The 11387-nt window shown below is 69.7% G+C and carries 7 protein-coding genes; all 7 read right to left on the bottom strand.

Annotation, left to right across the window (positions count from 1 at the left end; genetic code table 11):
• Position 1: 1 nt before the first annotated feature.
• Positions 2-382 carry a prepilin-type N-terminal cleavage/methylation domain-containing protein gene (locus KF840_00975; GenBank protein MBX3023459.1) on the bottom strand — a complete coding sequence of 127 codons (381 nt, stop codon included), beginning with the start codon at positions 380-382 and terminating at the stop codon, positions 2-4.
• Between the two features lie 487 nt (positions 383-869).
• The gene (locus KF840_00970) at positions 870-2966 is read right to left on the bottom strand and encodes a sigma 54-interacting transcriptional regulator (GenBank protein ID MBX3023458.1); all 2097 of its coding nucleotides are present in this window, start codon (positions 2964-2966) and stop codon (positions 870-872) included.
• 5 nt (positions 2967-2971) lie between these two features.
• Positions 2972-4192: a type II secretion system F family protein gene (locus tag KF840_00965; protein MBX3023457.1), complete on the bottom strand. Its 1221-nt coding sequence runs from the start codon at positions 4190-4192 to the stop codon at positions 2972-2974.
• Positions 4193-4547: 355 nt separating this feature from the next.
• Positions 4548-5666: a type IV pilus twitching motility protein PilT gene (locus KF840_00960; GenBank protein MBX3023456.1), complete on the bottom strand. Its 1119-nt coding sequence runs from the start codon at positions 5664-5666 to the stop codon at positions 4548-4550.
• Between the two features lie 222 nt (positions 5667-5888).
• The gene (gene pilB / locus KF840_00955; protein ID MBX3023455.1) at positions 5889-7586 is read right to left on the bottom strand and encodes a type IV-A pilus assembly ATPase PilB; all 1698 of its coding nucleotides are present in this window, start codon (positions 7584-7586) and stop codon (positions 5889-5891) included.
• Between the two features lie 79 nt (positions 7587-7665).
• A complete protein-coding gene (locus KF840_00950) occupies positions 7666-8562 on the bottom strand; it encodes a shikimate dehydrogenase (protein MBX3023454.1) in 897 nt (298 codons plus the stop codon).
• On the bottom strand, positions 8499-11309 hold the full coding sequence (gene ppdK, locus KF840_00945; protein MBX3023453.1) for a pyruvate, phosphate dikinase: 2811 nt from the start codon (positions 11307-11309) through the stop codon (positions 8499-8501). The genes KF840_00950 and ppdK overlap by 64 nt, the downstream gene beginning before the upstream one ends.
• Positions 11310-11387: the final 78 nt, after the last annotated feature.

Here is an 11387-nt window from a genome sequence, read left to right as displayed (position 1 = left end):
CTTACTGCATGCCGCCAGCGGCGCTGTTGTACGAGAAGACCTTCCCCGAGCCGCTCGTCGAGGTCGACGTGCCGGTGAACGACGGGTTCGTACCGGCCGCGCCGGTCATCCCGATTTCGACCGTCCCGGAGAGCTGGAAGCCGGGCAGCGCCGGATCATTGCACGCACCGTTGGCGCACGTGACGTACGCTTGCGTGGTGGCGAAGATGGCCTCCTCCGAGGTCGCCGCGTTGCGCAGGTCCGAGTTGGCGCGGGCGTCGAAGCCGCGCTGGCGGTACGAGGCGAACTGCGGGATGGCGATGGCGGCCAGGATGCCGATGATCGCCACGACGACGAGCAGCTCGATGAGGGTGAAGCCCTTGCTGTCCCTGAGTGCCTTCATTTCTCTTCTCCTCCTGTTTGTGGGTCCGAAGACCGTGATGGGTGGTTTGCGTTCTTCTCTGGATCCGTGAATCCGACCGTCACATCGTTGCGACCGTCGGTGCGTCCTATTCGTCAAGGCGGGCTGTGAGTTGGCAGCAATCGACACCTCCTGTCCGTCCCCGGGAGCATTCATGTTGTCGCGTTCCACGGCAGGAGGTTTTGCAAGCGGTGTACCATCCGGTTTGCTCCGTACCCGATCGGAGCTTCCGCACGGGCCGAATGGAGGCGCCGGCACGGAGTGACGATTTGTGTCGATGGCCGACGCCATTCGGACGCCGCCGGCATCCGAATTGTGACGCTGAAGCGTATGCCGTGTCGGCGCGACGCCAACCGTGCCGCGCCGTCGCCGGCATCGCGGGTGATGCCGCCACGGCAGGCATGGCGGCAGGCGCCGCCGCGGTCGCGGCCGGCGGCAGATGAGCGTGGCGAGAGCGCATGCGTGCTGCCTATGACGCCATCGCCTGGTCGTCGTAGGCGTCGCTGAGCCCGTACTTCTGCAGGCGGTGCCGCAGCGAGCGGTAGTTGATGCCGAGCAGCTCGGCGGCACGCTTCTTCACGCCGCCCGCCTGATCGAGGGCGCGCAACAGGATCGCCTTCTCATACGCGGCGAGGTCGGCTTCGAGGTCGACCGGGTCTGCCGGCGTCGGCAGGCGCGGCGGTGCCGGCCAGCCGGCGGCGGCGTGGCCGGCGTCGGCGCCCGCGGCGATGGCGATCGGCTGCGCCGGCGCCGCCGCCGGCGCGCGCATGGGCACGTCGCCGGTCAGGTACGGCGGCAGATGCTCCTCGGTCGCGGTCTCGCCGTCGCAGAGCGCGACGGCGTGCTCGACGACGTTCTCCAGCTCGCGAATGTTGCCCGGGTAGTGGTGCTGGAGCAGGAGACGGCCGGCGCCGACCGAGAAGCGGCAGACCCGCCGCTCGTGCATGTCGGAGAACTGGCGCAGGAAGTGGCGGATGAGCAGCGGGATGTCCTCCCGCCGCTCGCGCAGCGGCGGCAGCTCGATGGCGATGACGTTGAGGCGGTAGAAGAGGTCCTCGCGGAACTTGCCGGCTTTCACCTGGGCGTGCAGGTCGCGGTTGGTGGCGGCGACGATGCGCACGTCGACGGCGACGTTGGTCTCGCCGCCGACCGGTCGGAACGTGCGCTCCTGCAGCACCCGCAGCAGCTTGACCTGCAGGTGCAGCGGCAGCTCGCCGATCTCGTCGAGGAACAGCGTGCCGCCGTCGGCCTGGCGGAAGCAGCCGGGGCGGTCGGCGACGGCGCCGGTGAAGGCGCCGCGCACGTGGCCGAAGAGCTCGCTCTCGATCAGGTTCTCGGGGATGGCGCCGCAGTTGATGGCGACGAAGCGCTTGTCGCGGCGCGGGCCGCGGGCGTGCATGGCGCGGGCGACGACCTCCTTGCCGGTGCCGCTCTCGCCGGCGATCAGCACCGTCGCGTCGGAGGCGGCGACGCGATCGATGAGCTCGCGGATGCGCGCCATCGCCGGGCTGACGCCGTACAGGCCGTCGGCGGCGTCCACCACCTCGCCGCCGGCGTCGAGGTCGAAGCGGCTCGCGTCCTCGCCGGCATCGCCGGCCGGCGGCTCCGCCGCCGCCAGCTCCTGCTTGAGCTGGGTCACGTTCTGCAGCACGTAGAGGGCGCCGATCGGATAGCCGAAGGTGCTCGCCAGCGGCGCCGCGACGCAGCGCAGGTGCGCCGGACGGTCGGTGTCGGCCGCGTGCAGGAACTCGACCGGTCCCGACGCCGCCGACGATTGCAGGAATGCCAGGCGCGCCGCCGCGGTCTGGCGCAGCGGCGCGAAGACGGCGCCGATCTCCTCGCCGACCAGCAGGTCGGCCGGTCGGCCGGCGAGCTCGGCGGCGACCGCGTCGGCGGAGGTGATGCGGCCGTCGGCGTCGACGGTGAGCAGGCCGCTGTTGATGGTGCGCGACAGCGTGTCCTGGAGCAGCGCCAGGTGGTCGCGCTCGGCCTGCTTCTCGCGCAGCAGGCGCTCGGCGGCGTCGAGGCGGCGGGTGAGAATGCTGGCCAGGAAAGCGATCAGGCCGAAGGTGAGGAGCGCGGAGCCGATGCGCAGGCCGATCTGGCCATCGCCGTCGTGGTCGCCGAACGCCGCCAGCGTCGTCACCAGCGCGCCGTAGGCGACGCCGGAGGCGACGGCCCCGACCATCGCCCCTTCGCCGAACAGCAGCACGGCGGCGTTGATGATTGGCAGGCTGTAGAGGAACGAGAACGGGCTGTCGACGCCGCCGGTCAGGTAGATGACGCCGGACACTAGGCCGATGTCGAAGGCGATCTGCACGTAGGTGTAGAGCCGCAGGCGGCGGGCGTGCGGCAGGACCAGCGCCGACAGCGCGGAGAACGCATAGGTCACCGCCACCGCCAGCATCAGGTTCTGGATCGGGACGTCGTAGCGCTCGCGGGCGCTCCAGATGTAGGGCGCGGCGACGATGGCGAGGAAGCAGGAGATGGCGGCGACGCGGCCGAGCAGGAACCACTTGAGGCGGCTGCGCAGCTCGCCGGCGGCGTCGGGCGCGGCGGCGGTCATGGCGCTCACCCGATCACCGATCCGAGCTTGAAGATCGGCAGGTACATCGAGATCACCAGGCCGCCGATGATGACGCCGAGGAAGAGGATGACCAGCGGCTCCATCAGGGTGGTGAGGTTGGCGACCATGTTGTCGACCTCGTCCTCGTAGAACTCGGCGATCTTCTGCAGCATGGCGTCGAGGGCGCCGGTCGATTCGCCGACCGCGATCATCTGGCAGACCATGGGCGGGAACACCTTGCTCGCCACCAGCGGCTCGGAGATCGAGTTGCCCTCGCTGATGCTCAACCGGGTGGCGAGGATGGCGCGTTCGACGACCTTGTTGCCGGAGGTCTTGGCGGTGATCAGCAGCGCGTCGAGGATCGGCACGCCGGAGGACACCAGGGTGCTGAGCGTGCGGGTGAAGCGGGCGATCGACGACTTGCGGATCAGGTCGCCGAACACCGGCGCCTCGAGGAAGCCGCGGTCCATCGCCAGACGGCCGTTCTCGGTCTGGTAGGCGTAGCGCAGCGCCACCGCGGCGGCGATCAGCACCATCACCATGAAGTGGAAGTAGGCGATGGTGAAGTTCGACAGGTTGATGACGAACTGGGTCGGCGCCGGCAGATCCTGGCCGAAGCTGGAGAAGAGCTCGGCGAACACCGGGATGACCCAGATGAGGAGCACGGCGGTGACGCCGGTGGCGACGGTGACGATGGTCGCCGGGTAGATCATCGCGCCCTTGATCTTCGCCTTCAGCTTCATGGACTTCTCCATGTAGACCGACAGGCGCTGCAGGATGGTGTCGAGGATGCCGCCGACCTCGCCGGCGGAGATCATGTTGACGAACAGGTCGTCGAAGATCTTGTTGTGCTTGCGCAGCGCCTCGGTGAAGGTCGAGCCGGCCTCGACGTCGTCCTTGAGCTGGCGGATGATGCCGCGGAACTTCTTGTTCTCGGTCTGGGCGGCGAGGATGTCGAGGCACTGCACGATCGGCAGGCCGGCGTCGATCATGGTGCCGAGCTGGCGGGTGAAGACGACGACGTCGCGGGCCCGCACCTTCTCGCCCAGGCCGGGCAGCGCGATTTCGCGGTCGAGCCCCTTGCCGCGCTCGCGGATCTTCGCCGGCACCGGCTGGATGCGCTGGGCGCGCAGCCGCGCCAGCACCGCGTCGCGGGTCGGGGCCTCCATCTCGCCGCTGATCGTCTCGCCGCGCGGGGAAACGCCCTGCCACCGGTAAATCGCCATTTTTTTGACCTCCGCTCCGTTCCGCAGGTGCGCGATTTCTCAACGACTTGGAGTCGAATGACGGCCTGCGCCCGCAGGAACAGCACGGCCTGTGCCACGATGCGTCCATCGCTCGATCGCCTGGCATGTCGAAGCGCGTGCCATGTCATCTGCAATGTGTTCATTCGCAGGCAACGGCGGACGTCCGTGCGCCAACATCGCCTAGCGGGCCGCGCGCCCGCGCGGCCGTACGAACGAGGGTACGGGGCACGGCGCGCCGGGTCGGCACGACGCGCCCGACCGGCGCCCGCGCATCGGCCGGCGTGCGCTGCGATGTCAGCGCGCGGTGCGGCCGCGCGGGCGCGCGGCCGGCCGGTTACGCTGAACGGGACAGGCGCGACGGCGTGCCCAGCATCGGGCGCAGCTCGTCGGGCTCGGTGGCGTGGCCCATCGCCTCTTCGTAGGAGATGAGCTTGCGGGTGTAGAGGTCGAGCAGCGACTGGCTCATGGTCTGCATGCCGAACTTCGACTGCCCGACCTGGAGCTGCGAGTAGAGCTGGTGGATCTTGTTCTCGCGGATCAGGTTGCGGATGGCGGGGTTGGGGATCATCACCTCGACCGCCAGCACGCGGCCGCGCCCATCCTGGCGCGGGATGAGCTGTTGCGACACCACCGCCTGCAGGATGAGCGAGAGCTGGGCGCGGATCTGCGGCTGCTGCTGCTCGGGGAAGATGTCGATGATGCGGTTGATCGTCTGCACGGCGCTGTTGGTGTGCAGGGTCGAGAGCACGAGGTGGCCGGTCTCGGCGACGGTCAGCGCCGACTGCACGGTCTCCAGGTCGCGCATCTCGCCGATCAGCACGACGTCGGGATCCTGGCGCAGGACGTGGCGCAGCGCCTCGTTGAAGCTGTGGGTGTCGGCGAAGACCTCGCGCTGGTTGACGACGCAGTTGCGGTGCTGGTGCACGAACTCGATCGGGTCCTCGAGCGTCATGATGTGCTCGTGGCGCTCGTGGTTGATCTTGTCGATCATCGCCGCCAGCGTGGTCGACTTGCCGCTGCCGGTCGGCCCGGTGACCAGGACCAGGCCGCGCGGCAGCTTGGTCATCTCGCCCACCACCGGCGGTAGGCCGAGCTCGGACAGCGGCCGCGCCGAATAGGGGATCGTGCGGAAGGCGCCGCCGACCGCGCCGCGCTGCAGGAACAGGTTGCCGCGGAAACGGCTGAGGCCGCGGATGCCGAAGGAGAAGTCGAGCTCCTGCTCTTCCTCGAAGCGGTGCTTCTGCGTCTCGGTGAGCACGCTGTAGCAGAGCTGCTTGGTGTCGTTGGCCGACAGGGGCGGGAACGGCAGCGGCCGCAGCTCGCCGTTGACCCGCATCACCGGCGCGCTGTCCGAGGTGATGTGCAGGTCGGTGCCGCCCTTCTCGGCGACGATGCGCAGGAAATCCTGCAGCGTCGGGGCGCCGGAGACCGAGGTTTCGGCTGCGTCGCTCATGCGCTCGGCCCCTGGAACACAGATGAACACAAACCCCACCTCCCGCCCCCCGATGAACACAGGGCCCCGCCACTCCACCGCTGCGTGCTGACGGCAAGGGATTGGGCGTTCATTGGGGCGCGGGAGGTGGGGTTTGTGTTCATCTGTGTTCCTCGGTGTTCATCCGTGTTCCTCGGTGGGCATTCGTGTCCTTCTGTCGCTGAGCCGCGGCATCGGTGTGCATCAATCCGCCATGGTCACGCGCAGGACCTCCTCGATGGTGGTCAGGCCCTGGCGCAGCTTGAGCAGGCCGCTCTGGCGCAGGCTCATCATGCCGAGCGACACGGCGGTCTTCTTGATGTCGGTGGCGGAGGCGCCGTTGAGCACCAGGTCGCGCAGCTCCTCGCTCACCGGCATGACCTCGTAGAGGGCGACGCGGCCGCGGTAGCCGGTGCCGCCGCACTGCGGGCAGCCGGCGCCGCGGAAGCAGGTCGCGCCCTGCGCGTCCTCGCGGCTGAGCCCGAGCTCGATCAGCGCCTGCGGGTGGATCTCGACCGGCTCGCGGCAGGCGCCGCAGATGAGGCGCGCCAGGCGCTGCGCCAGCACCAGGTTGACCGACGACGCGACCAGGAACGGCTCGACGCCCATGTTGAGCAGGCGGTTGATGGTCGACGGCGCGTCGTTGGTGTGCAGGGTGGAGAGCACGAGGTGGCCGGTGAGCGCGGCCTTGATCGCGATCTCCGCGGTCTCGAAGTCGCGCACCTCGCCGACCATGATGATGTCCGGGTCCTGGCGCAGGAAGGAGCGCAGCGCGTTGGCGAAGTTGAGGCCGATGTCCTCGTTGATCTGCACCTGGTTGATGCCGACCAGGTTGTACTCGACCGGATCCTCGGCGGTGGAGATGTTCGAGGTGATCTTGTTCAGCTCCGAGAGCGCCGAGTACAGCGTGGTGGTCTTGCCGCTGCCCGTCGGGCCGGTGACCAGCACCATGCCGAAGGGCTTGTAGATCGCGTCCTTGAAATCCTTGAGCGCCTGCTCCTCGAAGCCCAGCTTGGTCATGTCGAGCTGCAGGTTGGACTTGTCGAGCAGGCGCAGCACGATCTTCTCGCCGAAGATCGTCGGTAGCACCGAGACGCGGAAGTCCATGTCCTGGCCGGGGCCGAACTTGAGCTTGATGCGCCCGTCCTGCGGCAACCGGCGCTCGGCGATGTCGAGCTGCGCCATGACCTTGATGCGCGACGTGATGGCGTTCTTCAGCTTGAGCGGCGGCTTCATGATCTCTTCGAGCACGCCGTCGACGCGGTAGCGGACGCGGAACATCTTCTCGAACGGCTCGAGGTGGATGTCGCTGGCGCGCCGCTTGATCGCGCTGGTGAGGATGGCGTTGACCAGGCGGACCACCGGCGCGTCCTCGGTGGCGCGCTCGAGCTCCTTGACGTCGACGTCGTCCTCGGTCTTCACCAGCTCGACGTCGTCGCTCTCGACCTCCGCCAGCACGTTGTTGTAGTCGGCGCCCTCGTCGTACAGGCGGTTGATCGCCTGCGTCACCGAGCCGGTGGCGGCGACGGCGACCTTCACGTCGTAGCCGGTGAGGAACTTGACCTCGTTGATGGCGACCAGGTTCGACGGATCGGACATCGCCAGGGTCAGCGTCGATCCGGTCAGGCTGATCGCCACCAGATGATGCCGACGGGCCAGATTGGCTGGTACCAGCCGCACCACTTCCGGCGGCACCTCCATCGCCGCCGGATCGACCAGCGGCAGGCGGTACTCCTTCTGCAGGAAGGCGGTGAGCTCCGCGTCGCCGAACAGGCGGAGCTCGACCAGGGAGGTGCTGAGCGCGCCGTTCTCCTGGCTGTCGGTGTGCTCGATCGCCTTGTCGAGTTGGGCCGAGGTGATGAGCCCGCGTTTGACGAGCAGCTCTCCGAGCCTGGTGCTCATGGGGCGATCACAATCACCGTCATATGCCGCGCATGCGGCGGGGAGCGACGGTAGCGGCGGTCAGGTGCCCGGTCAATCGCTATTTTGACTGCTCGCTCAGTACCTCGCGCATGACGGACAGCGGCGCGCGCCGCCCGGTCCACAGGGTGAACGCGCGCGCTCCCTGGTGCAGCAGCATCTCGGCGCCGTCGCAGGCGCGGCGGTCGGCGGCGCGCGCGCGCTGCAGGAACGGCGTGTCGCGGCCGTAGAGCAGGTCGACGAAGAGGCAGCGTCGCGGCGTGGCCTCCGCCGCGAGCGGGGGGAAGCTGGCGTCGTGCAGCCCCAGCGAGGTGGTGTTGACGACCACCGCGGCATCGCCGAGCAGCCCCGGGTCGGCGAGCGCCGACAGGGACACCGTGTCGCGCCGGATGCCGCGCAGGCGCTGTGCGAGCGCGCTGGCGCGCGCGGCGGTGCGGTTGGCGATCGTCAGGCGGCCGACGCCGCCGTCGGCGAGCGCGGTCAGCACGGCGCGCGCCGCCCCGCCGGCGCCAATGACCAGCGCATGGCATCCGCGCAGGCGCAGCCGCTGCTGACGCAGGGTGGCGGCGAAGCCGTGCACGTCGGTGTTGTCGCCGAGCAGGCGGCCGGCGCGATTGACGATGGTGTTGACCGCGCCGACGCGGCGCGCCAGGGGGGTCAGCGCGTCGAGGTGGGGCAGGACCGCCTCCTTGTGCGGGACGGTCACGTTGAGGCCCGCCATGCCGAGCGCCCGCACGGCCGCGACCGCCGCGGCGACCTGGTCGCCGCCGACCGGGAACGGGACGTACACCCAGTCCAGCCCGAGCGCGGCGAAGGCCGCGTTGTGCATCGCCGGCGACCGGCTGTGCGCGACCGGGTCGCCGATGATGCCGACGACCCGTGTGCGGCCGGTGATCACGGAGTCAGCGCCGCGTGCGCCGCCGCCAGGCGCGCGATCGGCACGCGGTACGGCGAGCACGAGACGTAGTCGAGCCCGGCGCGGTGGCAGAAGCCGACCGACTGCGGGTCGCCGCCGTGCTCGCCGCAGATGCCGATCTTCAGCTTCGGCCGGGTGGCGCGGCCGCGCTCGACGGCGATGCGGATCAGCGCCCCGACGCCATCCTCGTCGATCGTCTGGAACGGATCGCGGGGATAGATCTCGTACGTCGACACGTACGGCACCAGGAAGCGGCCGGCATCGTCGCGCGATACGCCGAGCGCGGTCTGGGTGAGATCGTTGGTGCCGAAGGAGAAGAACTCGGCCTCGGCGGCGATGGCGTCGGCGGTGAGGGCGCCGCGCGGGATCTCGATCATGGTGCCGACGTTGTAGGTGAGCTTGGCGCCGCTGGCCTGCATCACCTCGGCGGCGACGCGGCGCACGATCGCCGCCTGCAGGGCCAATTCCTTCACGTGGCCGACGAGCGGGATCATCACCTCCGGGTGGACGGGCATGCCGCTCTGCTGCACCTCGACCGCCGCCTCGAAGATGGCGCGCGCCTGCATCTCGGTGATCTCGGGGTAGACGATGCCGAGCCGGCAGCCGCGGAAGCCGAGCATGGGATTGAACTCGTGCAGCGCGGCGATGCGCTCCTGGATCTTCGCGAGCGGGATGCCGAGCTCGTCGGCGAGCGCCTGCTGCTCCGCCGTCTCGTGCGGCAGGAACTCGTGCAGCGGCGGGTCGAGGGTGCGGATGGTCACCGGCCGGCCGACCATGGTGCGGAAGAGGCCGGCGAAGTCGGCGCGCTGCAGCGGCAGCAGCGTGGCGAGCGCGGCGCGGCGCTCCTCGAGGGTGTCGGCGAGGATCATCGCGCGCATCGGGCCGATCTTCTCCTCGCCGAAGAACATGTGCTCGGTGCGGCAGAGGCCGATGCCCTCGGCGCCGAAGGCGACCGCGGCGATGCTCTGGTCGGGCTGGTCGGCGTTGGCGCGCACGCCGAGCGTGCGCGCCTTGTCGGCCCAGGTCATGAGCTGCGCGTACAGTTGGTAGACGGGCGCGGCCTCGGGCGCGAGGCTGCGGTCGATGAGCACGCGCACCACCTCGCTCGGATGGGTGTCGATGCGGCCGCGGAACACCTCGCCGGTGGTGCCGTCGATCGACAGGTCGTCGCCCTCGCGCAGGACGTCGGCGTGGCCGTCGACGTGCAGGGTGCGGGCGCGGTAGTCGATGTGCAGGGCGTCGCAGCCGGCGACGCAGACCTTGCCCATCTGCCGCGCCACCAGCGCGGCGTGGCTGGTCATGCCGCCGCGGGCGGTGAGGATGCCCTGCGCCGCCACCATGCCGCGGATGTCCTCCGGCGAGGTCTCGATGCGCACCAGGATGACCGACTCGCCGCGCGCCGCGGCGGCCTCGGCGTCCTCGGCGTTGAAGTAGACGCGCCCGCTGGCCGCGCCGGGGCCGGCGTTCAGACCGGTGGCGAGCAACCGGTGCTCGCGCTCGGCGCGCGCCTTCTCGGCCGGGAGGAAGGTCGGGCGCAGGAGCTGGTTGAGCTGCTCGGGGTCGACGCGCAGCAGCGCGTCCTTCCAGCCGATGAGCTTCTCGTCGACCATCTCGACGGCGATGCGGATGGCGGCGTTGCCGGTGCGCTTCCCGACCCGGCACTGCAGCATGTACAGGGCGCCCTGCTGGATGGTGAACTCGATGTCCATCATCTCGCGGTAGTGGCGCTCGAGGACGCGGCGGATGTCGAGCAACTGGCGGTAGACCTGCGGGTTGGCGCGTTCGAGCTCGCGGATCGGCAGCGGCGTGCGGGTGCCGGCGACGACGTCCTCGCCCTGGGCGTTCATCAGGTACTCGCCGTAGAAGGCGTTCTCGCCCGTGGCCGGATCGCGGGTGAAGGCGACGCCGGTGCCGGAGTCGTCGCCGAGGTTGCCGAACACCATCGCCTGGACGTTGACGGCGGTGCCCCATTCCTCGGGGATGCCGTTGAGCTTGCGGTAGGTGATGGCGCGGTCGTTCATCCACGAGCCGAAGACGGCGCGGATGGCGCCCCAGAGCTGGTCGTGCGCGCTCTCGGGGAAGTCGACGCCGCGGCGGGCGCGGATCGCGGCCTTGAACTCGGCGACCAGCTCGCGCAGGTCGTCGGCGGTGAGCTCGGTGTCGAGGGCGACGCCGCGGGCGTGCTTCTTGCGCTCGAGGATCTCCTCGAAGGGATCGATCTCGTCCTTGTGCTCGGGCTTCAGGCCGAGGACGACGTCGCCGTACATGGCGACGAAGCGGCGGTAGGAGTCGTAGGCGAAGCGCGGGCTGCCGGTCAGCGCGATCAGGCCCTGCACCGTCTCGTCGTTGAGGCCGAGGTTGAGGATGGTGTCCATCATGCCCGGCATCGAGGCGCGGGCGCCGGAGCGCACCGAGACGAGGAGCGGATTGCTGGGGTCGCCGAAGCGTTTGGCGACCAGGCGTTCGACGGTCGCGAGCTGGCGCTCGACGTCGGCCCGCAGGGTCGCGGGCACGTGTTGGTTGTTGGCGTAGTAGTAGGTGCAGACCTCCGTGGAGATGGTGAACCCCGGCGGCACCGGCAGGCCGAGCCCGGCCATCTCGGCGAGGTTGGCGCCCTTGCCGCCGAGCAGGTGTTTCATCCCGGCATTGCCGTCCGCCCTGCCGCCGCCGAACGCGTAGACGTGCCGCGGCTTCGCGGCGGGTTTCTTCGCCGGCTTCTTGGCCTTCGCCGTCGCCGCCGGGCGCTTGGCCGCGACCCGGACCACCTTCTTGGAGACTCGTCCACCCATGTCCCGCCTCGAAAGAAGAATTCACACGGCGGCCCGGCGCAACGGAGAGATCCCCGCCACTCCGCGCCTCCGTGTCTG

The organism is bacterium, from assembly GCA_019637795.1.
Taxonomy (GTDB): Bacteria; Desulfobacterota; Binatia; order HRBIN30; family CADEER01; genus JAHBUY01.
This window is presented reverse-complemented; position numbering and strand designations above follow the sequence as displayed.

What these genes read in the sequence shown, in the direction of transcription:
- KF840_00965 (MBX3023457.1), bottom strand. Translation starts at nt 4,192, where the DNA reads ATGGCGATTTACCGGTGGCAGGGCGTTTCCCCGCGCGGCGAGACGATC.
- KF840_00975 (MBX3023459.1), bottom strand. Translation starts at nt 382, where the DNA reads ATGAAGGCACTCAGGGACAGCAAGGGCTTCACCCTCATCGAGCTGCTC.
- ppdK (MBX3023453.1), bottom strand. Translation starts at nt 11,309, where the DNA reads ATGGGTGGACGAGTCTCCAAGAAGGTGGTCCGGGTCGCGGCCAAGCGC.
- KF840_00970 (MBX3023458.1), bottom strand. Translation starts at nt 2,966, where the DNA reads ATGACCGCCGCCGCGCCCGACGCCGCCGGCGAGCTGCGCAGCCGCCTC.
- pilB (MBX3023455.1), bottom strand. Translation starts at nt 7,586, where the DNA reads ATGAGCACCAGGCTCGGAGAGCTGCTCGTCAAACGCGGGCTCATCACC.
- KF840_00960 (MBX3023456.1), bottom strand. Translation starts at nt 5,666, where the DNA reads ATGAGCGACGCAGCCGAAACCTCGGTCTCCGGCGCCCCGACGCTGCAG.